The sequence below is a fragment of the Aureimonas sp. OT7 genome (assembly GCF_014844055.1).
GTDB lineage: Bacteria > Pseudomonadota > Alphaproteobacteria > Rhizobiales > Rhizobiaceae > Aureimonas > Aureimonas altamirensis_A.
This window is the reverse complement of the sequence record NZ_CP062167.1, coordinates 1,302,877-1,328,825: the sequence shown is the minus strand read 5'-3', so window position 1 is coordinate 1,328,825 and position 25,949 is coordinate 1,302,877. Positions and strand designations below refer to the sequence as shown.

Annotated in this window: 21 protein-coding genes, 1 tRNA gene and 1 pseudogene; 10 read left to right on the top strand and 13 right to left on the bottom strand. The window is 65.9% G+C overall.

The features are described 5' to 3' along the window. Window positions 1-12 precede the first annotated feature (12 nt). On the top strand, window positions 13-906 hold the full coding sequence (locus IGS74_RS06420) for an SDR family oxidoreductase (RefSeq protein ID WP_192390251.1): 894 nt from the start codon (window positions 13-15) through the stop codon (window positions 904-906). A 45-nt stretch (window positions 907-951) separates the two neighbouring features. On the opposite strand, the gene IGS74_RS06415 is transcribed toward IGS74_RS06420, so the two are convergent. From IGS74_RS06415 to IGS74_RS06405, 3 genes are all read right to left on the bottom strand, one after another. Then, window positions 952-1,476, bottom strand: coding sequence for a GNAT family N-acetyltransferase (locus tag IGS74_RS06415; protein WP_192390249.1), 525 nt, complete (start codon window positions 1,474-1,476; stop codon window positions 952-954). Window positions 1,477-1,571: 95 nt separating this feature from the next. Continuing rightward, window positions 1,572-1,648 (bottom strand) — tRNA-His (locus IGS74_RS06410). A gap of 110 nt (window positions 1,649-1,758) precedes the next feature. Next, a complete protein-coding gene (locus IGS74_RS06405; protein WP_245282928.1) occupies window positions 1,759-2,277 on the bottom strand; it encodes a phasin family protein in 519 nt (172 codons plus the stop codon). Between the two features lie 235 nt (window positions 2,278-2,512). On the opposite strand from IGS74_RS06405, the gene IGS74_RS06400 reads away from it, so the two are divergent. The 3 genes from IGS74_RS06400 (at window position 2,513) to IGS74_RS06390 (ending at window position 8,281) form a co-directional block, all read left to right on the top strand. Continuing rightward, window positions 2,513-5,203 carry an ATP-binding protein gene (locus tag IGS74_RS06400; protein ID WP_192390247.1) on the top strand — a complete coding sequence of 897 codons (2,691 nt, stop codon included), beginning with the start codon at window positions 2,513-2,515 and terminating at the stop codon, window positions 5,201-5,203. A gap of 80 nt (window positions 5,204-5,283) precedes the next feature. Continuing rightward, window positions 5,284-7,173 (top strand): AsmA-like C-terminal region-containing protein, encoded by a 1,890-nt coding sequence (locus tag IGS74_RS06395; protein ID WP_192390245.1) that lies wholly within the window; start codon window positions 5,284-5,286, stop codon window positions 7,171-7,173. A gap of 55 nt (window positions 7,174-7,228) precedes the next feature. Next, entirely contained in the window at window positions 7,229-8,281 is a 1,053-nt protein-coding gene (locus IGS74_RS06390; protein ID WP_192390242.1) for a hypothetical protein, read from the top strand. A 9-nt stretch (window positions 8,282-8,290) separates the two neighbouring features. Here IGS74_RS06390 and IGS74_RS06385 read toward each other — a convergent pair whose 3' ends face one another. From IGS74_RS06385 to IGS74_RS06355, 7 genes and pseudogenes are all read right to left on the bottom strand, one after another. After that, entirely contained in the window at window positions 8,291-9,136 is an 846-nt protein-coding gene (locus IGS74_RS06385; protein ID WP_192390241.1) for an ABC transporter permease subunit, read from the bottom strand. Continuing rightward, window positions 9,133-10,055: pseudogene (locus IGS74_RS06380) on the bottom strand (ABC transporter permease subunit). Before IGS74_RS06380 ends, IGS74_RS06385 begins: the two are co-directional and overlap by 4 nt. Window positions 10,056-10,071: 16 nt before the next feature. Continuing rightward, window positions 10,072-11,223, bottom strand: coding sequence for an ABC transporter ATP-binding protein (locus IGS74_RS06375; RefSeq protein WP_192390237.1), 1,152 nt, complete (start codon window positions 11,221-11,223; stop codon window positions 10,072-10,074). 23 nt (window positions 11,224-11,246) lie between these two features. Continuing rightward, window positions 11,247-12,290 carry a polyamine ABC transporter substrate-binding protein gene (locus IGS74_RS06370; RefSeq protein WP_246723122.1) on the bottom strand — a complete coding sequence of 348 codons (1,044 nt, stop codon included), beginning with the start codon at window positions 12,288-12,290 and terminating at the stop codon, window positions 11,247-11,249. A gap of 140 nt (window positions 12,291-12,430) precedes the next feature. Beyond that, on the bottom strand, window positions 12,431-12,943 hold the full coding sequence (locus IGS74_RS06365) for a GNAT family N-acetyltransferase (RefSeq protein WP_192390233.1): 513 nt from the start codon (window positions 12,941-12,943) through the stop codon (window positions 12,431-12,433). Continuing rightward, window positions 12,940-13,680, bottom strand: a complete 741-nt coding sequence (locus IGS74_RS06360) for an aspartyl/asparaginyl beta-hydroxylase domain-containing protein (RefSeq protein ID WP_245282927.1) — start codon at window positions 13,678-13,680, stop codon at window positions 12,940-12,942. The genes IGS74_RS06365 and IGS74_RS06360 overlap by 4 nt, the downstream gene beginning before the upstream one ends. Window positions 13,681-13,752: 72 nt before the next feature. Beyond that, entirely contained in the window at window positions 13,753-15,165 is a 1,413-nt protein-coding gene (locus IGS74_RS06355) for a short-chain fatty acyl-CoA regulator family protein (protein WP_192390231.1), read from the bottom strand. Between the two features lie 196 nt (window positions 15,166-15,361). Here IGS74_RS06355 and aceA point away from each other — a divergent pair, with 196 nt between their 5' ends. The 6 genes from aceA (at window position 15,362) to IGS74_RS06325 (ending at window position 23,096) form a co-directional block, all read left to right on the top strand. Further along, window positions 15,362-16,666 carry an isocitrate lyase gene (gene aceA / locus IGS74_RS06350; RefSeq protein WP_192390229.1) on the top strand — a complete coding sequence of 435 codons (1,305 nt, stop codon included), beginning with the start codon at window positions 15,362-15,364 and terminating at the stop codon, window positions 16,664-16,666. A gap of 30 nt (window positions 16,667-16,696) precedes the next feature. After that, a complete protein-coding gene (locus IGS74_RS06345; protein ID WP_232414385.1) occupies window positions 16,697-16,954 on the top strand; it encodes a hypothetical protein in 258 nt (85 codons plus the stop codon). A 92-nt stretch (window positions 16,955-17,046) separates the two neighbouring features. Further along, entirely contained in the window at window positions 17,047-18,570 is a 1,524-nt protein-coding gene (locus IGS74_RS06340; protein WP_082015965.1) for a glutamine synthetase family protein, read from the top strand. Further along, window positions 18,563-19,855, top strand: a complete 1,293-nt coding sequence (locus tag IGS74_RS06335) for an FAD-binding oxidoreductase (protein ID WP_192390227.1) — start codon at window positions 18,563-18,565, stop codon at window positions 19,853-19,855. Before IGS74_RS06340 ends, IGS74_RS06335 begins: the two co-directional genes overlap by 8 nt. Window positions 19,856-19,890: 35 nt before the next feature. After that, a complete protein-coding gene (locus IGS74_RS06330; protein WP_192390225.1) occupies window positions 19,891-20,505 on the top strand; it encodes a biliverdin-producing heme oxygenase in 615 nt (204 codons plus the stop codon). After that, window positions 20,502-23,096, top strand: a complete 2,595-nt coding sequence (locus tag IGS74_RS06325) for an HWE histidine kinase domain-containing protein (RefSeq protein WP_192390223.1) — start codon at window positions 20,502-20,504, stop codon at window positions 23,094-23,096. The genes IGS74_RS06330 and IGS74_RS06325 overlap by 4 nt, the downstream gene beginning before the upstream one ends. A 7-nt stretch (window positions 23,097-23,103) precedes the next feature. Here IGS74_RS06325 and IGS74_RS06320 read toward each other — a convergent pair whose 3' ends face one another. The 3 genes from IGS74_RS06320 to IGS74_RS06310 all read right to left on the bottom strand — a co-directional run bounded on the left by IGS74_RS06320 (window position 23,104) and on the right by IGS74_RS06310 (window position 25,867). Next, entirely contained in the window at window positions 23,104-23,580 is a 477-nt protein-coding gene (locus tag IGS74_RS06320; protein WP_156122205.1) for a hypothetical protein, read from the bottom strand. Between the two features lie 89 nt (window positions 23,581-23,669). Continuing rightward, a complete protein-coding gene (locus IGS74_RS06315) occupies window positions 23,670-24,470 on the bottom strand; it encodes a glycosyltransferase family 25 protein (RefSeq protein ID WP_192390214.1) in 801 nt (266 codons plus the stop codon). Then, window positions 24,467-25,867 (bottom strand): TrkH family potassium uptake protein, encoded by a 1,401-nt coding sequence (locus tag IGS74_RS06310; RefSeq protein WP_192391466.1) that lies wholly within the window; start codon window positions 25,865-25,867, stop codon window positions 24,467-24,469. The genes IGS74_RS06315 and IGS74_RS06310 overlap by 4 nt, the downstream gene beginning before the upstream one ends. Window positions 25,868-25,949 lie beyond the last annotated feature (82 nt).

Here is a 25,949-nt window from a genome sequence, read left to right as displayed (position 1 = left end):
GGAGACGCTTTCATGACCAGCCGCACGACCATGCAGGATCCGCGCACGCAATATCCCCAACCGCCTTTTCCGGATCAGCCACAACCCGCCCCGGGTCTGGCCACCAGGATGGAGCCGGCCCCCGATCACGGCGAGACGAGTTATGTCGGCCATGGCCGGCTGCAGGGCCGCAAGGCCCTCGTCACGGGTGGCGACAGCGGCATCGGCCGCGCAGCAGCCATCGCCTATGCCCGTGAAGGCGCCGACGTCGCGATCGCCTACCTTCCGTCGGAAGAGGCCGACGCGGCGGAAGTCATCGCCCTGATCGAAGCCGAGGGCCGCAAGGCCCTCGCGCTGCCGGGCGACGTGATGGACGAGGCCTGGTGCCGCGAGCTGGTGGAACTGGCCGCCTCGCATATGGGCGGCATCGACATCCTGGTCGTCAACGCCGGCCGCCAGCAATTCCGCGAGGACATCTCGCAGCTCTCCTCGGAGGATTTCGACAAGACCCTGAAGACGAATCTCTACGCGCTGCACTGGATATGCCAGGCGGCGGTTCCGCATATGCCGGCGGGTGCCGCCGTCATCACGACCGCCTCCGTGCAGGCCTACGATCCGTCGGACATTCTCCTGGACTACGCAACCACGAAGGCGGGAATCGTCGCCTACACCAAGGCGCTGTCGAAGCAGCTGATCGAAAAGGGCATTCGCGCCAATGTCGTGGCCCCCGGCCCGTTCTGGACAGTCCTGCAATCCAGCGGCGGCCAGCCGTCGGAGAAGGTGCAACAGTTCGGCGGGCACAGCGCGTTCGGCCGGCCCGGCCAGCCCGTCGAGATCGCACCGATCTACGTTCTGCTCGCCACCCAGGAAGGCAGCTACATAACGGGCGAGGTCTACGGCGTCACCGGAGGTGCGGGGATCGCCTGAGCATCGGCAACGCCGGGGCCGATCGGCTCCGGCCCACGCCCTGCATCAGCCGGCCGGGATGGGCGCGATGCGCTCGAACATGAAGGGATCGGCATCCCGGTACGATACCTGGCCGATCCGCTCGTATCCAAGAGAGTCCGCCACACGGATGGATCCGCTGTTGTCGGGATGGACGATGCAGACCGACCGGCTCATAGCGTGCTCGGTGGCCATCCAACGGTGCGCGCGCTCGGCGGCTTCCTTCGCATACCCCCTGCCGTGAGCGGCCGGCTCTATCATCCATGCCGCCTCGGGCGATGCCTCGAAGGCCTCGCCCAGGCCCCGGCGGAAGTGAGCCAGGCCCACCTCGCCGATGAAGGCGCCATCCGCCTTGCCGCGAACGACGAAGATGCCATAGCCATACGTCGTCCAGTGGCCGATTCCCTGCAGCAATTTTCTCCAGACATCCTCGCGGCCGAGGAGCTGGCCGCCCGTGTATCGCGCCATCGTCTCGTGTCGATGCATGGCGAGGCTGCACTCGAAGTCATCGATGGTGGGTGGCGACAGAATAAGGCGTTCGGTTTCGATCATCGGCTCAGGGACACACGGACGTCGATCCACATGGCGGCGTCCGTCGCTTCCATGCTCATCGTGCGGACGGACCATGTGTCATGGGGGCTTGGGGATGGTACGGTTGGGTGGGTTCGAACCACCGACCTCTGGAGCCACAATCCAACGCTCTAACCAGCTGAGCTACAACCGCATACCGAGGAGCGCGTCGCTCCATGGCGGTTCACATAAATTCATTCGGCGCGGGACGCAAGCCCATCCCGCGCATGGAGACCACCCTAAAATGCAATGTCGCGCGCCGGATCACTCCTTGCGGGTGCGCGCCTTGTCGATGGCCTCCTTGCCGGGCCGCACCAGTTCGTTGGCGACCGTGCGCGACAGCGACTGCATGTCCCTGATCTGCCCGGCCATCAGCTCCGTCTGCTCGCGCACATAGCCCGACTGCAGTTCGACCAGCTCGGCCACGGACCGCACCTTCGTCATCTTTTCCAGATGGGCAAAGCCGAGTTCGGCATTCGTGCGCAGCGCCTCTATCGCCTTCTTGGACAGCGACAGCGACCCGCTGTGCGCGTTCTCCAACGTGGCCTCCAGGGTCTTCGTGGCCTCGTCGGCGTTGTCACGGATCGCCTGATAGGTCTTGCGCGACTGCTCGACCGTGCGCTCGGTCAAACCGCGCAGCGCTTCCTGGAACCGCTCGGGATCCAGCCCCAGCGCGGCTTGCGCGCGCGCGACGTTTTCCGGGTCCATCGCCTGCCTGAAGGCGTCCTCGGCTTGCGAAAACTCCGCCGAGGCCTTGCCTGCGGGCCTTGCCTTCTCCTTCATCACACTCTCCCTCGCCATGGTCAGGCGCCTACATGAGCGGATTTCCTCAGTTCTGACAACTGACGAGCAGCCGGACGCATGACGCGGGATGTTAACCCTTCCCGACGAATGATCGGCGGACCCCGACGCGCGCAATGGATTTCGCGCGTGCCGGGCGCTATTAACAAAGGCGTAACCAACGGGATGGGCGGGGCCCTCGACAGGACATTTTCAGGACATGAACCCTCTGGAGATCATGGCATTTGAAGATGTACGCCGCGCCGGCGAAGCCGGCTGCGCCGTTGCGGCGCTGTCCGCCGATCTGGCCCGGGTGCTCTGGCACAACGAAGCGGCCGACACGCTCATGTCCGGGACGCCCTCCCCCTTGACCCGCATACGGGAATTCGCCGGCGCCCTGATGCGGGACGGAGAGGTGACGACGCGGCTGCCAACGCAGTCCGGCGCCGGCTTCGTCTCCACGACGATCCGCCTGCGCATGGCCGTTGCCGGGGCTGGCGACGAATTCGTGCTGCTGTCCAGTCTCCATCCCATGGCACGTCCGGATGTCGGCGCCATGCTGGCGGAGCGCCTGTTGCGGGAAGCCGGAATGGTCGGCCATCCGGCCGCGATCATCGCCGCCGGCGGACTGCAGGCGATGAGCGCCTCGCTTGGCCCGGACCGGGCAGCCGACTTTACCGACGCTGCGGAAGAGTTCCTGACCGGCCCCATCGATTACCTGGAAATCCCCGACGAGGGCCGCAAGCTCGCCTTCGCGCGTCTGGGCACCGGACTTGCCCTCGTGGCGGATACAGGCCCCTGGACGGCCGCGCGGCCTTCTCCGCCGGCAATGGCCGAACCGGCGCGAAGCGCCCCTGATACGCGGGCCGAGGCAACCGAGGAACATCCTTCCACGACCCCGATCGGCCAGATCGTCCAGCGGTGGCATGAACGCCTTTCCGAAAAGGCGGTCACCCTGCGCCACAAGGCGGCGGAGTCGCGCGACAGGCTGCGCGCCGAAACCATGCCGGGGCAAGCCGGACCGGCAGAGCGGGAAATGCCGGTCGCCGACGGCCGTTTCGAATGGCGCGTCGATGCCGCCTACCGCTTCACCGCCGTCGGCGAAGAGCTGGCAACCGCCGTCGGAGCGAGTGCCAGGGCGTTGCACGGCCAGGCCATCTTCGACGTCATGGATCGCCTGGGCCTCGACCCGTCCGGCGAAGTCGCCACATTGCTGCGCAACCGTGCCCCATGGTCCGACCGAATGGTGGATTGGCCGATCGACAGCAGCGACGACCGCATGCGGATCGAACTTGCGGCCCTGCCGGTCTATGGCCGTGGCACGGTCTTCGAGGGTATACGCGGCTTCGGCCGCATCGTCGGGCGGGTCGAGGCGGAAAGCCTCACCGAACCGCTCGGCGGCAGCGGGCTTTCCGGTGCGGAGGCCGACGCTTTCGCCTCCATCGGCGCAGCCCTTGGCGGGCTCGGCGATACGCCGCCCGCCGCGCCCCCGCAGGACCTGCCCGCCGACATCGTCACCTTTCTGGACGTACTGCCCGTTGCCGCCCTGGTGCAGGTTCGGGGACGCCTTGCGCATGCCAATCGCAGTTTCTTCGAGCTGTCCGGTTATGCCGGACTGGCGGCTCTGGAAGAGGCCGGGGGGCTGGAGGTCCTTGCCGCCGGCGAAGCCAGGTTCGGCGAGGCGCACGGCTGCATCCGGCTGCTGCGGCAGGACGGGGAAGTCGTGCGCGTCTCCTGCCAGATGCAGCGCGTCACCATCGCCGGTACGGCAATCCTCCTGTTGACTTTCCAGCGTCCGGCACCCGCCCCCGCCGACGAAGAGGCGATCGAGTTGCGCGCCGTACTCGATACGGCGACGGACGGCATCCTGATGCTGGAGGACGATGGCACGCTGCGCGCGATGAACGGCTCGGCGGAGGCGCTGTTCGGCCTCTCGGCCGCCAAGTGCCGCGGCTTTCCCTTCACCGACCTCATCGCGGAAGACAGCCGTGCGACGGCGGCCGCCTATCTGGCTGCGCTGCGCGACGGCGGCATGCAGAGCATTCTGAACGATGGCAGGGAAGTGATGGGCAAGGTAGCGCGCGGCGCGCCGATCCCGCTGTTCATCACCATCGGCAGGCTCGGCGCAGGGCGGGGCTGGTGCGTCGTCATCCGGGACATCGGGCATTGGAAGCGCATCGAGGAAGAGCTCGTGGCGGCACGGCGGCAGGCCGAAGACGCCAGCCTGCATAAAAGCCGCTTCCTCACCAATATCAGCCACGAATTGCGCACGCCTTTGAACGCCATTATCGGCTTTGCCGATGTGATGGCCGCGGAAAGCTTCGGCCCCATCGGCAACGAGCGCTACCTGCAATATCTACGCGACATCAAGCATTCCGGCCATCATCTGCTGGACCTCGTCAACGATCTTCTGGACATATCCAAGATCGAGGCCGGCAAGGCCTCGCTGAAGATCGCGCCCATCTCCGCCGTCGATATCGCGGCGGAGATCGTCTCCCTCATGCAGCCGCAGGCGGGCCGGGCCCGCGTGATCCTGCGCAGCGACCTGCCGCACGGCCTTCCGCATATCCTGGCCGACGCCCGCTCCATCCGGCAGATCGCGCTCAACCTCCTGTCCAACGCCATCCGCTTTACGCCGGCGGGCGGCCAGGTGGTCGTCACGGCCAGCGTGGACGCCAAGGGCTGCTTCATCCTGCGCTTCCGCGACACCGGCATCGGAATGAGCGAGGACGAAATGTCGGAAGCGATGATTCCCTACAGCCAGGTCAGTTCCATCGCCCGTGAACGGGGCGACGGCACCGGGCTCGGCCTGCCGCTGACCAAGGCGATGGTGGAGGCGAACTCCGCCCGCTTCACATTGCGCTCGACGCAGGGCGAAGGCACCATCGTCGAAATCACCTTCCCGGCGGACCGGGTCGTGGCTCAATGACAGGTCAGGCCGGTACACTCGCATCGCGCAGAGATGTCCCGTATATACACCCTACAGTTTAGTCCGCGCACGAGACCCGTTTGTCCGCCCACGATACGCCCTTGCATTCGCCCCCCGGAGATGGCCGCAAACGCCGCATCTTCGGCTGGACCTTCGCCGGCGTCGCGGCGGCCATCCTGATCGGCATCGTCTTTCTTGCCAATTCCAGCCTGTCGCTGAACCTCGAAAATGCCCGGCACGGCATAGAACAGCGTCTTGCCGCCCTGACGGGGCGTAGCGTGCAGGTGGATGGCGGCGCCACGTTCCGGCTTCTGCCGCGCCCCGTCGTGGAGTTGTCGAACATCCGGATGGACAGCGCCGACGACACGCGGGAGTTGCGCGTGGCGCGTGTCATCGCGCAGCTCGATCTCATGGACGCGTTGATCGGACGAACCGATATTTCCCGGCTGACGCTGGTGCGGCCCGAATTCACCGAGGCGGATGAGCGGCCCACCGGTCCATCAACGTCCGATCCGGCACCGGCCGCCCCGGACGGCCCGGGCGACGGTGCACCGGCGGATGGCCTGCAGGTGATCGATCTTGCGACGCAGACGCTGCGCGCCGTCCTGCAACGGTTCGAGGGCGTGCGCCATATCGAGGTTCGCGACGGGCTGTTCCGCCCGCAGGGCGATGCCCCCGGCATCAGCAATATCAACCTGGCCCTGCAATGGGATGGCCGTCGGCAACCGGCAGAGCTGTCCGGCAGTCTCGTCTGGAATGGCCAACCGGCCGACATCGCTCTGTCCGTGGCTTCGCCGGCGGCGTTCCTGGTCGGCGAGGAAAGCCAGCTCTCCGCCACGTTGCGTGCGCCGCCCGTCAGCCTGCGTTTCGACGGGACAGGCACAGGCGGCACTCCGTTCCAACTCAACGGACGACTGGCTTTGGAAGCGCCCTCGCTGGCGCGCCTCAGCCGGTGGATCGGCAGCCCAGGGCCTTCGCTGCCGGATTTCGGCTCCGTGGCGCTCGAGACGGATCTGCGGCTGGCCGGGGAGCGCGCCTTCCTGAGCCGCACCAGCATCGGCCTCGGCGACATGCGCGCGCAGGGCGCACTGGAAATCGCGATGCTGGCCGGCCGCCCCATGCTTGCGGGCACCCTCGCCTTCGAAAGCTTCGACTTCGATACGCTGGGCAGCGCGATCGCGCCGTTACCGCGCAACGTCCTGGACCTGCAACGACGCATCCCGCTGCACTTCGTACGCGACATCGACGTGGACTTGCGCCTTTCGGCCACGCAATCGCAGCTGGCCGGCGTCGGCATGAACGAACTGGCGGCCACGGTGAAGTTCGCTTCGGGCAATGCCGTCATCGATATCGGCGATGTCTCCGTCTTCGGAGGACGCGCGCAGGGGCGTGTCTCGCTGGATGCGAACGCGGCGGCACCCCGCCTTACCGGCACCTATGCGCTTCAGGGCATCGAGGCCGCGGCCATCGCACAGCGCCTGTCCGCCGATGACCTGCAGTTGACCGGCACCGCAACGATCGGCGGCAAGCTGGACCTGCCGGTTCGTAACTGGGTGGAGATCGCCAACAGCAACCGGATCGAGGCGAAGGTGGACATCCGTGCAGGCACGGTGGCCGGAATGCCGACTGTCGGCGACCTCCAGCAAGGCCAGCGCAGCTTCGTGCTGCAGCCGGGCGGGCAATCGACGGGCTTCGAGAGTTTGACCGCGCGTCTGTCGACCGCCGGAAGCTTCCTGCGCGTCGACAGCTTCGAAATGGCGGCGACCACCGGCCGCATGACGCTTCAGGGCCTCGTCGCGCTGGCCGATACGTCCGTATCCCTGGAGGGCCTGTTCGAGCCGATGGCCCCCGATGTCGCCGATGCGAACGGCAACGCCACGTTCACCTCATCGAAACCCATCGAGTTCATATTGAGGGGCGAGTGGCCGAGCCTGGACGTCACCGTGACGCCGCGCTCCAAGCCGATCTGAAACGAGACATCCGCTGCCGGACCCTTCCTCCGTGCCGCGAGTACGGGTTCGAGACATGCCGGCAAAAGCGACCATCGGCCTCATCGGGACCATCGCCGTCCTGGCCATCGCGGCATCCGCGCCGATTGCGCTGGCCGGCCCGTCGGACGATTATCACCGCGCCCTGCAAAGCGTAAGGGCCGACGCCTTCAAGCGCCTGGCCGACATCGACGTCAAGGCGATGCTGGGGACGGCCCCCGGTGATGCGCGTCTGCCTGGCAGGCTTTCGATCGCCGACAGGCCGGGCAAGGCGGATGCCCCGCTGGCCAAGGCACGGCGGCTGGCCGGCCAGCTTGCCGCTCAACGCGGCGCCCGGTCGCTGCCGGCCACGGCATCGAACCGCTGGGTTGCGGAACGGGTCCGCACGGACCTGTCCGACTATCTGTCGCAGGGCCCCTCACCCTACCTTTGCTCCGGCCTCGACAATTATCTCGGCACGTTGCGCAGCTACACCGACCAGCTCGCCGTGACGGATCTGCGGCTGGACGAGGCCGAAGCCTTCCTGGCGCAATCGGCCCGCGACAACGCCGAAGCCGCCCTCGACGCGATGCTTCCGCCGCCCGCGCCACGATACGCGCCGGCCGATCGGCCCGGCCTGCAGATCGCCGGGCCGGGCGGCCTGCCATCCATCGACGCCGAGGAGGAGCAAGGCGACGGTCCGGGCCTCCTGACCCTCGTCGCATCCGGTGCGGCCACCCTGCCCTCGACCGGCGATCTCGGGCCGGCGGCGCGGCGTCCGCCCATGGCGCTGGAGACGCGCGGTGAACTCGAGCGTGCCGCGCGACGGCTGGTCTTCGCGGCGCGGCGCGGCGGTTTCATCGATCTGGACCGACATACCGCCACGCAGGCGCCGGGGCGCGGCGCGGCAACCTATGTGGCGGCGGTTGCGCCGACGTTGTCCTCGGTCACCGATCCGCTCGTACGCCCGGCGCTGGTCAACGCTCTTGCCGACATCGAGGCGCTGGATGTCGTGATGGCGGCACGCGGCGGTGGCGAAGACCCGGTGGCCGCCGCGCTCGACGAAACCATGAACGCCATCCGTGCGGCCCACGACACAGCCTGTCGATAGGGATTATCGTCAGGCGGCGGACGTAACGGCCAGGCGCTCCGCTTCCTGCGCCAGCCTTTCGTCGCGCAGGCGGCGCACTTCCTGCCTTTTGGCGACGAGCGAGGCGATCACCACACTGGTCGCCACCACGCCGATCATGATCGTCGATATGGCGTTGATCTCGGGTGTGACGCCCAGCCTGACCTGGCTGTAGATCCGCATGGGCAAGGTGGTGGCGCCGGGGCCGGAGGTGAAGCTGGCGATCACCAGATCGTCCAGCGACAAAGTGAAGGCCAGCATCCAGCCCGCCAGCACAGCCGGCCAGATGACCGGTATGGTCACCAGCAGAAACGCCTTCAAGGGCGGACAACCAAGGTCCTGCGCCGCCTCTTCGAGCGAGCGGTCGACGCCGATCAGCCTCGACTGGACGACCACGGCGACGAAGCACATGGAGAAGGTCGTGTGCGCCAGTGTGACCGACCAGAACCCCCTGTCGAAGTTGATGGCGACGAACAGCAGCAGCAGGGACAGGCCGGTGATGACTTCCGGCATCACCAGGGGCGCCGCCACCATGCCGGAGAACAGAAGCCTGCCGCGAAAATTGCCGTAGCGCACCATCGCCATGGCCGCCAGCGTGCCGAGGATGGTGGCGATGGTGGCCGACAGGATACCGACGCGCAGCGTGATGAAGGCCGCGTCGACGAACAGGCTGTTGCCCGCCAGCGCCGTGTACCAGCGCGTGGAGAAGCCGCCCCATACGGTAACGAGTTGAGACGCGTTGAAGGAATAGACGACCAGCAGCACGATCGGCAGGTAGAGGAAGGCGAAGCCGACCACCAGCGACACGAGGTTGAAGGGCGATAGCCGGCCGCTCATGTCAGGCTCCGGGCCTGGATCTTCTGGAAGATCATGATGGGAACCACCAGCACGAGGAGCAGCAGGACGGCCACGGCGGACGCCACCGGCCAGTCCCTGTTGATGAAGAACTCATCCCACAGAACCTTGCCGATCATCAGCGTCTGGGAGCCGCCGAGAAGGTCGGGAATGACGAACTCGCCCACCGCCGGGATGAAGACCAGGAACGACCCGGCGACGACGCCCGGCAGCGACAGTGGAAAGGTGATCTTCCAGAAGGCCCAGAAGGGCGGGCAGCCAAGGTCGTTCGCCGCTTCGACCAGCCGGTGATCCATCCGCTCGAGGCTCGCATAGATGGGCAGCACCATGAAGGGCAGGTAGGAATAGACGATGCCGATATAGACGGCGATCTCGGTGTTCAGGAGGTTCAGCGGCTGCGAGATCAGCCCGGTCCATAGCAGGAACTGGTTGAGGTAGCCCTCGCCCCGCAGGATGCCGATCCACGCATAGACGCGGATCAGAAAGCTTGTCCAGAAGGGCAGGATGATCAGCATCAAGAGGATGGGGCGGAGGCCGCCCGGTGCGCGGGCCATGCCGTATGCCAGCGGATAGCCGACCGCCAGGGCCAGGACGGTGGACACGAAGGCGATGCGCAGGCTCGACAGATAGGCGTTGATGTAAAGCGGGTCGCCTCCCAGCCACAGGTAGTTTTCGAAGGATAGGTCGCGCAGGGCCTCCCAGCTCGCCGAAAGATCGCCCAGGTCGAAGGTCGGCAGATAGGGCGGTTGGGCGATCGCCGTTTCCGACAGGGAAATCTTGAACACGATCAGGAAGGGTATGAGGAAGAGCGCGACGAGCCAGAGATAGGGGATGCCGATCACCCCAGCCCGGAACCAGCCGCCGCCCGAACCCGCCGTCTTGTCGCCGACCCTTGTTTCAGCCGCCATGCCGCGCCCTCACGTCGACAGTATGACGCCGGCATCGGCGGGGAAGGAAAGATAGACCTCTTCTTCCCAGCCGATCTGCTCCGGCGCGACGCGGAAGGCGTTCATGACGGTCGCCCGCATGATCGTGCCGCTATCGAGCTTGACGTTGAACAGCGTCACATCTCCCAGATAGGCTATGTCCCAGACCGTGCCCTTCAGCACATTGGCCGCGCCGGCCTCCGGCGGGCGGCGGCTGAGCTTGATCTTTTCGGGTCGGACCGCAACTGCGGCGGCCGCCCCCTTTGCCAGGTTCGGCGCGCCGTCCACCGTCAGGGTGCCGCCTTCGGCCGCGAGGCGCAGCCTGTCGCCGGAGACGTCCTCCACCGTTCCCTCGACGATCGAGACATTGCCGATGAAGTCGGCGACGTAACGCGAGTTCGGCGCCTCGTACAGGATGGCCGGTGTCGCCACCTGCTCGATCCGGCCGGCGCGCATTACCGCGATCCGGTCCGACATGGTCATCGCTTCTTCCTGGTCGTGGGTGACGATCACGAAGGTCAGGCCAAGCTCCTGCTGCAGGTCCATTAGCTCGAACTGCGTTTCCTCCCGCAGTTTCTTGTCGAGCGCGCCGAGCGGCTCGTCGAGAAGCAATACCTTGGGCTTCTTGGCAAGCGAGCGGGCCAGCGCCACGCGCTGCTGCTGGCCGCCCGATAGCTGTTGCGGCTTGCGCTTCGCATAGGGCGTCAGCTTCACCAGCCGCAGCATCTCGGCCACGCGGTCGGAAATCTCGGACCGCGCCATGCCGTCCTGCTTCAGGCCGAAGGCGATGTTCTTCTCTACGCTCATATGCGGAAACAGGGCGTAGGACTGGAACATCATGTTGAGCGGCCGGCGATAGGGCGGAACGCCGGTCAGGCTTTGTCCACCCAGCCGGATATCGCCGGAGGTCGGCGTTTCGAAGCCCGCCAGCATCCGCAGCAGGGTCGACTTGCCGCACCCCGAAGGCCCCAGCAGCGCGAAGAATTCGCGCGTGTAGACGTCGAGGCTCAGATCGTCCACGGCGTTGAAGTCGCCGAAGGTCCGAACCACCCGGTCGAACTCGATCAGGGGTTTGGCCGTGGGGTCGTTCCACGGATCGAAGTTCCGCCGGATGCTACCGAGCGATTTGAGCGGCGTCGCCATCGAACAGAGCCTCGCCTTCGCGTCTACTGTCCGGTCCGCACGGTGGTGAAGGCGCGCGTCACCAGACGCTGCGCCCGGGCATCGTAGGGCAGCTTGATGTACAGCTTCTCCAGCGTCGCTTCGTCCGGGTAGACGGCCGGATCGTTGAAGATGTCCGGGTCGATCAGCTTCTGCGAGGCGAGATTGCCGTTGGCATAGACGACATAGTCCGTGGCGCGCGCGATCACCTCGGGCCGCATCATGTAGTTGATGAAGGTGTGGGCCTCCTCGACATGCGGCGCATCGGCGGGGATGGCCATCTGGTCGAACCACATCATCGCGCCTTCCTTGGGGATGGAGTAGCCGATTTCGACGCCGGCACCGGCCTCTTCCGCGCGGTCGCGCGCCTGGAAGATATCGCCGGAGAAACCGACCGCCACGCAGATGTCGCCGTTGGCCAGCGCGTTGATGTACTCCGACGAATGGAACTTGCGGATATAGGGCCGCACCTTTAGCAACAGGTCCGTCGCCTTCTGGATATCCTCGGCCGACGCCGCATCCGGATTGACGCCCAGAAAGTTCAGGGCCGCCGGAATGATCTCGCCGGGAGAATCCAGCATGTCGATACCGCATGTCGCCAGCTTCTCGGCATATTGCGGATCGAAGACGAGCGCCCAGCTGTCCAGCGGCGCGTCGGGCAGGGCTTCGGCAACCTTGGCCGTGTTGTACCCGATGCCCGTGGTTCCCCACATGTAGTTGACCGTGTAGGCGTTGTCGGGATCGAAGGCCGCCACACGCTCCTGGATCATCGGCCACATATTGCCGAGATTGGTCAGCTTGGATGGGTCCAGCTTCTGGTATACGCCCGCCTGGATCTGCCGGGCCAGATATTCGGCCGAGGGCACCACGATGTCGTAGCCGCTGCCGCCGGCCAGCATCCGGGTTTCCAGGATCTCGTTGGAATCATACGTGTCGTAGACGACACGGATGCCCGTCTCCTTGGTGAAGTCCTCGATGATCGTCGGGTCGATATAGTCCGACCAGTTATAGATGTTCAGTTGCTGCTGTGCGGCGGCCTGCCCGGTCAGGGCGGCGAATGCGGCTAGGGCGACGAGGCTGCAAGTGGGACGGTTGGGCAAGATATGCATCTCCTGAAGTCACGCGACGGGGCCGGACGCCCGACTATTTCCGAGAGTCGGGCCTTTTGGTAGCCCCTAACTGGACAAGATCACAAACGGTTGTCGCGCTGCATATAAATCGCATCCGGCCCGTAGGCCGCGAGCTTGGCGGCAAGCGCCGCATCGTCGATGGCGGTAAAGCCGAAGCGGGCCCAGAAAGGCCCCGTCCCATAGACGGAGATCAGCGTCGTCACCGGAAGGCGCGCCGCAATGGCGAGCAGCCGCTCGATTCCCTGCCGCGCCTCTCCCCGCCCCCGCCGTTCCGGCGCAACCACGAGATCGTGGATGTAGAAGGCATCCGCTGCCGGCTCCAGCCCGTCGAGGATGGTGTCCAGCGGCGGCGGCGACAGCCGCTCGATCGGATGTGCGACGCCATAGCCGGCGATCGCCTCGCCGGTATCCAGCACGATGGCCCCATCCGCAAAAAGCCCGATGCGGTTGGCGAAGACCTCAGGCCGCTCCGGCAGGCCGGGATGTACCCGGTCGGCCAGCGCGGTGACGGCGGCCACGTCATGGTCCGTCATCGCGCGCCAGCGCGCCTGGTTCATCGTCATGTCGCTCATCGGTGCTTCTGTCCCGCTCCGTAGAAGATCTTCTCCCACGCCTTGTGGGCCTTGTAGCCTTCACGGATGAAGGGGGTGAACACGGCCATGTTCAGGACGGCCTTGTTGGTAAGGCGCCCGGGAAAACGCAATGGCTTCTCGAAATCGACAAACAGCACCACGCGCACCGCGTCGGAGTGGTTCCATGCCTCGTGCTCGTAGGCATCGTCGAAGATGAGCGCCTTGCCTTCCTGCCAGTGGCAGAGCGTGTCGGCGACACGGATTGCGATCTTGTCGGGCTCGTCCGGCACGATCAGCCCCAGGTGGAAGCGCAGCACCCCGTTATACGGTCCGCGATGCGGCGGAAGATGCTTGCCCGGCTCGAAGATCGAGAACATGGCCGATTTCATGCCGGGAATCTTCTGCAGGATGCGCCATGTCTCCGGGCATTGCCGGATCGCCTCCTCCGACTTGATGCCGTAGCCACACAGGAAGAAGGTCTTCCAGTTCTGGTCGGAGGAGATCGAGCGCACCTCCGAGGAGATCTCATGGAAGGCGGGCAGCTCTCCCTTGCGGGTCAGGACGGCATCCAGCTCCTTTCGGATGAGGGGCCATTCGGCCTCCACATCCGCAGCCCAGGGGAAGACGGCATTGTCGTAGACCGGCGGGTTGCCGAGGGTGGAACAGGACAGGTTCCACGCCTCGGCCCCGTCCACCACCTTCTGCACCGCCCGCGCGACGAAACCCTGCCGACTCATCGTGTCTTCAAGGCCCTCGGTCTTCGCTTTCTGGGATGACCCGCTCCGCATATCCACCAGCGACACTCCTACTCAAAAATCGAAAGCCGACAGGCCGCTGACCCAGGCGTCCAGGCCCAGCGGCCGTGTCAACGGCGGCTCGGCCCGGGCCAGGCAGGCAGGCCGCTCGCAGAGCCGGCACGAGGGCCCGACTGGCACCGGCGACATCCCGCCGAGCCTGCCATAGACGACCCTGTCCTTGAAAGCCACATCGCAGGCCAGCAGCAGGGCCGTGCGGCGGGGGCGCTCGGCGAAGCCGGCCTTCAACCCCTCCAGCGTCCGCGAGATCGTCAGGAAGGAGGCCCCGTCGGGCATCTCCACCTCTTCCACGATCACCCGCCCCGCCTCGGCGAAACTGGTGTGGATGGCCAGCTTCACGCAGCCGCCGCCGAAGCGGCGGGCGGGAAAGCCCTGCGCTCCTGCCCGCCGGAAGCGGTTGCCGGCCTGGTCCACCTCCATCATGAAGAAAGGCACGCCGGGCGCCCCATGGCGCTGCAACGTCGTCAACCGGTTTGCCACCTGCTCGAACGAGGCCTGGAAGCGGCCGGCGAGCGCGTCGATATCGTAGGCCGCCCGCTCGGCGGCGGCGTGAAAGGCGCCATAGGGCATCATCAGCGCGTGGGCCGCGTAGCGCGTCAGCTCGAAAAGGGCCAGTCGCCGCGCTTCCGCGCTTGCGAAGGCGAAACTCTCGAGTTCCGATCCGATCGACTGCGCCAGCGCAAGGGATGCCGCTTCAAAGGCCACCTCGCGCAGCCGGTCCGGCGCCGACAGGCGCTCTGACAGGAACAGGCGGCGCGAATGCCGGTCGAAACGGCGACGCCAGTTGGGCATCGTTTCCACCGGCAGCACGCGGACGGACACGTCATGCCGCGCTCTCAGCCAGGCTTTCAGCGCCCCATAGGCATCGTCGCCAAGGCCGATCTCCGTACTCAGGCCCTCGGCCGCACCGTCGATGCCGGCGAAGTAGTTGGGCCTGTCTTCCAGCACCTCGCGCACCGCATCCATGGGCAGGCGCGAGCCGGCGGCGTCCAGCGCCTTGCCCTGCCCGGCCAGGAGGACGGACAGATCCGACAGACGCGCCTCCATCTCCTTGTAGGCGCGATAGAGCTTGGCCATGCCGGCCGCGGCATTGGGCGCGGCGTCGACGAGTTCTCCCATCTCCTGCGGTCCGGGCAGCTCGCCCGACAGAAGCGGATCGGCGAAGGCGGCCTTCAGTTCGGCGCGTACGCTGTCCCCTTCCCGCGCCTGCAGGCCCGACAGGTCGACGTCGTAGATCTCCGTCAGCCGAAGGAGGATCTGCACCGTCAATGGGCGCTGGTTCCGCTCCAGAAGGTTCAGGTACGAGGGCGAGATGCCGAGCTCGGCGGCCATGGCCGTCTGCGTCAGCCCCAATCCGTTCCGCAGCCGACGCAACCGTGGCCCGGCAAAGATCTTGTTATCAGCCATCCAATCTTTGACCGCAATTTTACAGCCCGGGAATTTTACAGATTTTACATCATGACATACGGCTTTTGTCAAAGCTCGTACAAGACGACACCTTTGCGGGCCCTCAATTCCGGGTTTCTGCTGTCGTCGGATCGGAAGTTCTGTCAATCCTGCTTCCGGACGCAGCACACTGCGCAGCATCATGGAGTAACCGGACATGACTGAATTTTACAACCTCGTCCCCAGCGCACCGGCAGGCCGCTTCGATACGATCGAGCGGCCCTACACGGCCGAGGATGTAAGGCGACTTCGCGGCTCCATCCCCATCCGCTACACGCTGGCGGAAAACGGCGCCAACCGGCTCTGGGAGTTGCTCCACACCGAGGATTTCGTCAATGCGCTGGGCGCGATGACGGGCAATCAGGCCATGCAGATGGTGCGTGCCGGCCTGAAGGCGATCTACCTGTCGGGCTGGCAGGTGGCGGCAGACTCCAACACCGCCTCCTCGATGTACCCGGACCAGTCGCTCTATCCGGCCAACGCCGCGCCGGAACTGTGCCGACGCATCAACCGCACCCTGCAGCGCGCCGACCAGATCGAGCATTCGGAAGGCAACAAAAGCGTCGAAACCTGGTTTGCGCCCATCGTCGCCGATGCCGAGGCCGGCTTCGGCGGACCGCTCAATGCGTTCGAGATCATGAAGGCCTTCATCGAAGCCGGTGCGGCCGGCGTGCATTTCGAGGACCAGCTGGCCTCCGAGAAGAAGTGCGGCCACCTCGGCGGCAAGGTGCTGATACCGACGGCGGCGCATATCCGCAACCTGACGGCGGCGCGCCTGGCGGCCGACGTGATGGGCGTGCCGACCCTGGTGGTGGCACGGACGGATGCCGAGGCGGCCAAGCTGGTCACATCCGACATCGACGAGCGCGACCGGCCCTTCGTCGACTACGATGCCGGCCGTACGGCGGAAGGCTTCTACCGCGTGCGCAACGGGCTGGAGCCCTGCATCGCCCGCGCCATCGCCTATGCGCCGCATGCCGACCTGATCTGGTGCGAGACCTCGAAACCGGATCTAGACCAGGCGCGCCGCTTCGCCGAGGGCGTCCGCAAGGTGCATCCCGACCGGATGCTCGCCTATAATTGCTCGCCTTCCTTCAACTGGCGCAAGAACCTCGACGAGGCCACCATCGCCCGGTTCCAGCGGGAGCTCGGCGCCATGGGCTACAAGTTCCAGTTCATCACGCTGGCCGGCTTCCACCAGCTCAATTTCGGCATGTTCGAGCTGGCACGCGGTTACCGTGACCGTCAGATGGCGGCCTATTCGGAGCTGCAGCAGGCCGAGTTCGAGGCCGAGGCGGACGGCTACACCGCCACCAAGCATCAGCGCGAGGTGGGGACCGGATATTTCGATGCCGTCAGCATGGCCATCAGCGGCGGCACATCCTCCACCACCGCCATGGGCGAATCCACCGAAAGTGCGCAGTTCCGGCCGGCATCGCCGCTGAACGTCGCCGCCGAATAACCAGACAACCCTTCTTAAGGAGAGACCGAGATGAGCCTCGTCATGGAAGAAAAGCGCCCGCGCACCCGTGTCCGCGAACGCGCCGAAGAGCAATCCGCCACCATGGATACCACGCAGCAGGCGGCCATCCGCTCCCTCGCCAACGATCTGCACCGCCTCAACCAGTCGGTCATGAAGGCGGTGGAGGAAGGATTGTCCGTCGAACTGGTGCGCTCGGCACGCCACCATTCCGGCAATGGCTGCTGGGGCGACCTGCTGGTTCCCGTGATCGTGCGTACGGAACGCTGAAAACCGGGCAAGGCGGCGGCAGCGCCGCCTTGCCCGCCTCTACCTGAACTGGCTATCATCCATCGACGTCGAAACCCGTCGCGAAGGATTGCATGGCCAAACGTCCGAAACCCCCCAAATCCGAGGCGGGCACCCCCTCGAGGATCAAGAAGAACGGACAGGTCAGGACAGGCGTCCCAGCCATCGGCGAAAGCGGGCGCAGCGTGCCTCCCCTCGCCAAGGCGACACGAAAGCGACCTGCCTTCCTGGATTCCCGGCGTGGTGTCGCCGACATGGACGAGGCGCGCGAATGGCTTGCCGAGCGCCGGATCGAGGATGTGGAGTGCATCACCCCCGACCTTGCCGGCGTCGCACGCGGCAAGATGATGCCGGCCAAGAAATTCACCGGCAATACCTCTCTGGCGCTGCCGTCCGCCCTCTTCATGCACACGATATCGGGCGAGTACCCGGAAGAGACCGGCAGTTTCCGCTATTCGCCCAACGACGGCGACCTGAAGCTGGTGCCCGACTTCTCCACCATCGCCGAAGTCCCGTGGGAGACCGACCCGACCGCGGCGATCATCTGCGACCTCGTGGACGTCAACGGCAAGGCCGTCGGCTACACGCCGCGCAACGTGCTGAAGCACGTGGTGGAACTTTACGAGGAGAAGGGCTGGCGGCCCATCGTGGCGCCCGAGATCGAGTTTTATCTCGTGTCGCGCAATGTCGACCCGGATTATCCGCTGACACCGCCCATCGGTCGCTCGGGCCGGCAGATCCAGAGCGGCCAGAGCTATTCCATCGGCGGTATCAACGAATTCGACGAGCTGATCGACGACATCTATCATTTCTCCGACCGACAGGGCCTGGAGATCGATACGCTGATCCACGAGGACGGCGCCGCCCAGCTTGAGATCAACCTGCGCCATGGCAACCCGATCGAGCTGGCGGACCAGGTCTTCATGTTCAAGCGCACCATCCGGGAAGCGGCGCTCAAGCACGATATCTACGCCACTTTCATGGCCAAGCCGATCCAGGGCCAGCCGGGCTCGGCGATGCATATCCACCAGTCGGTCGTGGACCGGCGGACGGGCGCCAACGTCTTCTCCAATCCGGACGGGTCGCCCTCGCAGCTTTTCCACCACTTCATCGGCGGCATGCAGCGCTATGTGCCGGCCGCACTCGTGATGATGGCGCCCTATGTCAACTCCTACCGGCGGCTGACGCACGGGATGAGCGCTCCCACCAACAATGCCTGGGGCTACGACAACCGCACCACGGCGTTCCGCGTCCCGACGTCGGAACCCGCGGCACGGCGGGTGGAGAACCGCCTCCCGTCCTCCGACGCCAATCCCTATCTGGCGCTGGCCGCATCGCTGGCCTGCGGCTATCTCGGCATGACCGAGGGCATCGAGCCGGACCAGCCCACGGACCGCACCGTCAACGAGGATGGCGTCATCTCGTTGCCGCGTGGCCTTCTGGAAGCGGTCGCCGCCTTCGAGGCGGAGGATTCCTTCCAGAACGTCCTGGGCCGTGATTTTCTGGCTACCTATGCCGGCATAAAGCGCGGCGAATTCGAAACCTTCATGCAGGTGATAAGCCCCTGGGAACGGGAGTTCCTGCTGCTCAATGTCTGAGGCCGGCTACCAGTCTCCCATCTCGCCGGGCCGCTCCTTCTACGAGGATTCGATCGCCGGGCGGCCGCGCTATCCCCGCCTCGACGGCAGCCGCCAGGCCGACCTCGTCATCGTCGGAGGCGGCTTCACGGGCCTTTCGGCTGCCGCGCACCTTGCGCAGGGAGGAGCGCGCGTCGTCCTTCTGGAGGCGGCCCGCCTGGGCGACGGGGCGTCCGGCCGCAATGGCGGCCAGTTCGGCACCGGCCAGCGCCTCTGGCCCGAGGAGCTGGAGCCGCGCATCGGGCGGGCGCGCAGCCGCGCCCTGTTCGATCTTGCCGAGGATGCCAAGCGCCACCTTCTGGGCTTCATGGCGCGACACGACATCGACGCCGATCTCGGCACCGGGCAATTGTCTGTCGTCCACCGCAAGCGGCTGGCTGCCGAGTACCAGGCCCATGCCGAACACATGGCCAGGCACTACGACTACCCGCATCTGTCCTGGCACGAGCCGTCCGCCATGGCGGCGCTGCTGGGCGCCGACAGCTATCACGGCGGCCTGCGGGATGCGGCCACCTTCCATCTGAACCCCATGAAGCTCCTTGTCGGCACGGCGCGCGTGGCGCACGCCGCAGGGGCGGCGCTGCACGAGCAAAGCCCGGTGACGCGGCTCGAGCCCTTCCCCGGGGGCATTCGCGCCCACACGCCCTTCGGCGTCGTCACGGCCGCACGGGCGCTGGTCGCAACCAATGGCCATGGCGGTTCGCTGGAGCCGCGCGCCAGCGCCCACATCATGCCCATTTGCTCCTACATCGCGGCGACGTCCCCGCTGGCGGAACCGGAGCGCGTACTTCCCGGCGGCGAGGCCGTGGACGATTCCCGCTTCGTCGTGCGCTATTTCCGCAAGAGCGCCGACAACCGGCTGCTGTTCGGCGGTCGCGAGGCCTATATGAGCGGCGACGGCGACATCGCCGGCCCGCTGAGGCGTCTGATCGCCGGCCTGTATCCGCATCTTGACGGCGTCGACATCACCCACGCATGGGGTGGGACGGTGGGGATAACCATGACGCGCATGCCCTACGTGGATACGCCCCATCCCGGACTGACGGTCATCGGTGGCTTTTCCGGCCACGGCGTCATGCTGTCGAACTTCTTCGGCCGGCTTTATGCGGAGTTCGTGGCGGGGTCGCCGGACAGGCTCGCCCCGCTGCGCGCGCTGGACATTCCGGCCTTCCCCGGCGGCCCGCCGTTGCGTACCCCGCTGTTGTTCCTGGCCATGACATGGTTTTCGCTTCGCGACCGATTGTGATAACCGACGCGGCAAACTCATCGTGAGGCTGCCTTATGAGCGTCGACGCAATTGCTTCCCAAAGTCTTCGGTTTCGCCTGCGCGCCGACACGAAAGGCCAGCACGAGGCGCTCGACCGCTCCTTTGCCGCGCTGCTGCCGATACCCGAGATCGCGGCCTACCACCATTTCCTGCGCATGAACCATGCCGCCCATGGCGGGGTGGAGGCGTGGCTGGCGACAACCCCGCTGACGCAGTGGCTGCCGGAATGGCCGGAGTGGAGCCGGCTGGCCGACCTCGAGGCCGACCTGGACGCCATGGGCCTGACGCCAGTGGCCATGCCGCCTTTCGCATTGGACGAAGGCGGGCTGCCGGAAGCCGTAGGCGTTGCCTATGTGCTCGAAGGCTCGCGCCTCGGTGCGGTCTTCATCCATCGCGGCTTCGAAAAGGTCGATGCGTCCGCGCGGCTGCCGGGCGCCAGCTTCCGGTACCTCGCCCGTTCCGGAGAGGACAAGCGCTTCTCCCGCCTGGCCGCGCGCATGGACGAGCTTGCCTTTACGAAAGAGGAGACGGAACGCTGCGTGGGGGCTGCTCGTTTCGCCTTCGATTTTTTCATGAAGGCGCGTGACGACGCGGCCTCCTCAGCCGACAGGGTCATGGTGCCGGTTTGACATCCCAGGACAATGCGCTTTCCTTCGTAGCCGACCTTACCAATTGCGAGCGCGAGCCCATCCAGTTCCTGGGCTCGATACAACCGATCGGGTTTCTGGTCTGCGTCTCGATGGACTGGCTCATCCAGCGCGTGTCCACCAACATTCACGACTATGTCGATCGCCGCGTCGACGACCTTCTGGGCGAACCGCTGAACCTCCTGATGCCGGCGGGGACGCTGCATACGCTGCGCGGCCGGTTGCAGGTCCTGGCCGCACCGGACAGTGCCGAGCGCGTGTTCGGGATCGACCTCTTCCAGGACGGACGCCTGTTCGACGTGGCGCTGCATCTGTCCGCCCAGTCGATCATCATCGAGGCCGAGCCTGCGGCAGCCAGCAGCTACAACCCCGGCATCCTCATCAAGAACATGATCACGCGGATCCATCGCACGGATACGCTGGAAAACCTGTATCGCGAATGCGCCAGGCAGTTGCGCGGCGTCACGGGGTTCGACCGCGTGATGCTGTATCGCTTTTCCCCCGACAATTCGGGCCACGTCATCGCCGAATCCGCCCGAAGCGGGATCGGGTCCTTCCTCGACCTGCATTACCCGTCGACCGACATTCCGGCGCAGGCCCGCAGCCTGTACGTACGCAACCCGATCCGCATCATAGCCGATGTCGACGCGCCGGTCGTGCCGGTCGTGCCGGCGCAGGACCCCATGGGGCAGTTACTGGATCTGTCGCTGGCCGGCTCGCGCAGCGTGTCGCCGATCCATCTGGAGTATCTGCGCAACATGGGTGTCGGCGCATCCATGTCGATCTCCGTCATCATCGACGGCAAGTTGTGGGGCTTGTTCGCGCTGCATCACTATCAGCCGCGCGTGCTCGGCATGGAACTGCGTTCCGCCGTGGAGCTTTTCGGCCAGATCGTCTCCCTGACGATCGAAGGGCGGCTCAACAAGGAGCGTCGGCTTCTGGAAGAGGCCACGCGCGACCTGCACGATCGCTTCGTCGCCAAGATCGTGGCCGCGACGCCCTCCATCGAGGCGGTCGCCGATTTTGCGGAAGAGCTGCGCGCCATCATCCCCAATGACGGTTTTGCCGTATGGGCGAAAGGCGAGGCAAGGCTGTTCGGACAGACGCCGACCACCGAGGAGATCCAGTCCCTCGCCCGCTTTCTCAACCGGGCCGGGGCCAGCCGGATCTACGCGACGGACTGCCTGTCCGATGTTCATCCGCCGGCCGCCGACTATGTCGATCGCGCCGCCGGCGTCCTGGCCGTGCCGATATCACGGTCGCCTCGCGACTACCTCCTGTTCTTCCGGCGCGAGCTCGTGCAGACGGTGACATGGGCGGGCGACCCCTCCACCAAGGAGCGGACCGTCGGCCCCAATGGCGTCAGGCTGACGCCGCGCAAAAGCTTCGAGGCATGGAAGGAAACCGTCTATCGTCAATCCGAAAGCTTTTCCGAGGCGACGATCAAGGCCGCGGAATCCCTGCGGGTCAGCATCCTGGAAATCCTCCTGCGCTTCAACGAGGAAAGCGAGCGCCAGCAGAACCAGGCGACGCAGCGTCAGGAGCTGCTGATCGCGGAGCTCAACCATCGGGTGCGAAACGTCCTGAGCCTGATGCGAGCCATCGTAGCCCAGTCCAAGCCCGGAGCGGCATCTGTCGAAGATTTCGGCCGCATCATTTCCGGGCGCGTGCAGGCGCTCGCGCGTGCGCACGACCAGCTGACCGCGGACAATTTCAAACCGGTTCTCTTGAGCAGCATCATCCATACGGAAGTTTCGGCCTATATCGGCAACAAGGCTTCGCGCGTCGACGTCAGGGGGCCGGCCCTGACGGTCGAAGCGTCGGCATTCTCCACCCTCGCGCTCGTGTTTCACGAGCTCGTCACCAATTCGGCCAAATACGGCGCCCTGTCGGATTCGTCCGGAAGCGTACTGGTGGAAACGGTGATCGACGCGGATGGCAATTGCCGCATCGACTGGCGCGAATCCGGCGGCCCCGCGGTCATCGCGCCGACGCGGCGAGGCTTCGGCACCACCATCATCGAGCGTTCGATACCGCACGATCTTGGCGGCGAAGCCCGGCTGGACTACCGTCTGTCCGGTCTCGTCGCCAGCTTCCTGCTGCCGGAACGCAGTTTCCGCCCGGCGTCGCAGGTACCGGGCGGTGACGTCCGAGCTCCGACGAAGGAGGCCACTGGCCTGATGGAAGCGCAGAACCTCAGTCTCGACGGCTTGTCCGGCCTGATCGTCGAGGACAACATGATCATCTCGCTGGATGCAGAGCAGCTTATGCTGGACCATGGCATGCGTACGGTTTTCATCGCTGCGAGCGTCGGCGATGCCCGCGCGATCATCGACAGCGAGACCGTGGATATCGCCCTTCTGGACGTCAATCTCGGCATGGAAACCTCGTTCGCCCTGGTACCACGGTTGAACGAGCGCAATATCCCCTACGTCTTCGTCACGGGCTATGGCGAGAAGGTCGAGCTGCCCGCCGAAGCCGGGTCGGCCCAGGCCATTCGCAAACCCTTCGCCTCGGACGATCTTGTGGCGGCGCTGAACCTCGCGCTGGAGCGCTCGGGCCCCCGCGACTAAGGCTGCGTCAGACCAGCCCGCGCGAGCGGCAGAACTCGACCCGGTCGAACATCGTATCGGTCTGCATGACGGAAAAGTGCGGTTTGCCGTCCGGCGAGCGGGTCAGATGCCCGACGAACAGCAGCATGCGCGCATCCCCGCCGCTCTGATGCTGCGACTGGGCAAGCCCGCAGAGTTCGACGACACCGGCCGTGCGCGTCCGCGCCTGGACCCGCACGACGCGACCGCTGACCGGGTCGGAAAGCTGGGGTGATACGCCCTTCAGGATTTCGGCAAGCTCGGCGTCGTCGGGAATGTAGGGTTGTCCGTGCGGCGCCTTCTCGGGCTTGCGAGGAAACGGCGTGAGCCGCGAATAGTCGTAGGTCTGGAGCGCGGATGCCGCCGTGGCGAATCCAGGCGCCTCGCCGGTACCGCTGCATCCGGACAAAGTCAGGGCGGCAATGCATATGCCCGCATACAGGCCTGGCAGTACACCCGACTTCACGTTCCCGTCTCCCCCGTCCATCACGATCGACAGCAAACTCTACCGTCTTCGACCGTGTCGCTGGAGTCCGGGCACGGTCACTTTCTCTATCATGTGGTTTTGTTCGGTGAGGTGGTGTCGAAGCGTACCTGCCTGTACCGCAGCGCCCCCAACCTGCCGACATGGAGAGGCAGGAGCCGCAATTGCGTCCGTAGCCGGCGCAGCATGAAGGGCAGGTTCGCGACGGTCGGCGGCAGCCGCCTGCGTTCCGCCTGGACGGACGACGCCCCTTCGGCTGGCCCAGCCGCCCCCTGCCGTGCCGCCAGAACATGCTGCTGGATGGCCATGGCCGGCTCGCACACGAAAGCGGCAAGGCCCGCTTCGGCGTGCAGGAAGGCGTCCGCCGGGGCGGCGCGCCGCGTCGCCATCGCCAGCAACCGCCGCGCCCCCGCGGGCCAGACGATGTAGGCGGCGGAGCCTGCCTTGTCGCGCGCCAGCGGCACCGCCGTCACACCGTCGGTGAGCGGCCGCGCCCCCGCCCTGCGGACGAAGCGGCGCTTGCCGAAATCCTCGAGGTTCAGGAACTCCATCCCGCCCGCCGCCTCGCTGGCGCGCAGCACCCGCGGAAGACGGGGCGACAACACGGCATCGTCCTCCAGCACCAGCAGGGGAGCATCGGTATCGACCGCCCTCTGCCACGCTGCCCGATGCGACAGGAAACAGGCCAGCTCCGGCGCCGACAGGGGCCGCTCCCAGCTGCGTCCCAGCGTGGCCCGCGTCGCATCGTCGATGGAGCCGGCTTCCACGGCCGGCAGCCTGCGCAGCAACAGGCCCAACGACGCGGCCTGCCCCTCCATGAAGGCCCGGCGCTCCAAAGCCCGGTCGAGATTGATGAAGACGGCATCCATCATCTGTTCCTCCAGAAGGCCGGCGACAGCAGGATGAGCACCGTGACGATCTCCAGCCGCCCGACCAGCATCAGAAACGAAAGAACCCAGAGCGCGGGGTCGTCGACGGCGGAAAAATTGCCGGCCGGCCCGATGATGTCGCCGAAGCCCGGCCCGGTATTGGCTACCGCCGTCAGCGCGCCGGAGAATGCCGTGACGAAATCCAGTCCCAGCGTCGCCAGCATGGCGGTTCCGAGCATCAGCAGCATGAAGAACAGGGAAACGAATATGGTGACGCTCTGGATGCCGTCCGCCGAGATATCCCGGTGCCCGTATTTGAGGGATTGGACCGAGCGCGGCCGCAGCAGCCGGCCGAAGCCGGCCTGCACCACGTTCCACAGGATCAGGATCCGGTTGACCTTGATGCCGCCGGAGGTCGAGCCCGCGCAGCCGCCGATGAACATGGCGACGAAGAAGACGCCGACGGCGGCATGCGACCAGCGGGTGAAATCCTCCGATATGAAGCCGGTGGTGGTGATGATCGAAACGAAGTTGAAGGCGGAACTGACCAGCGCCTCGCCGAAGCCCACCTCGTTGTGGACCATGCGCATCGCTACGAGCACGGCGGTCGCCACGACGCAGATGCCGAGGAACAGGGGCACCTGCGGATCGCTCCAGCGCTGGAACTGCCGTGGCAGGAAAAAGCGGATATACAGAACGAAAGGGAGTGCTCCGAGCGTCATGAAGACGGTGGCGACGGCCAGGATGCCGTCATTGTCGAAATAGCCGAGGCTGGCGTCCTTGGTGGAGAAGCCGCCGGTGGCGACGGTCGACATGGCGTGGTTGACGGCATCGAAATCGTCCATGCCGAACGAGCCGTAGCTGACGGCGCAGGCGACCGTGAGCACGAGATAGACCGAGACGATGCCGCTGGCCAGTTGCTGGACGCGCGGCAGCATCTTGTCCGACCTGTCGGAACTTTCGAGGTGGAACAGCGACAGGCCGCCGACGCGCAGCGACGGCAGGATCAACAGCACCATGCCGACGATGCCGATGCCGCCGAGCCAGTTGAGAAGCGAGCGCCACAACAGGATTCCGCGCGGCATGTCGTCGAGACCGTTGATGACGGTGGCGCCGGTGGTCGTCAGCCCCGAGACCGATTCGAAGACGGCGTCGGATACCGTCAGCCCGATGGACGCCATGTAGAGCGGCACCGCCGCAACCGCGCAGCTGACCAGCCAGACCCCCGTCACCAGCACGAAGCCGAGGCGCGGCGAAGGCTGCACGCGCGGGCCGCGCGTCGCGACGGCAACGAGGCTGCAGAGCGCGGCGATCAGCAGGGATGATCCCACGAAGACGAGGTAGTCGTCGTTGCCGTCCGCGAAGTCGACCAATGCGGGCAGCAGCATCGCCCCGGCCAGGGCCAGGCCGAAGATCGACGAGACATGGGAAACGATCCTGAAAATACCACGCGCCCCGATCAGAGTTCGTCTTCGTCGTTCT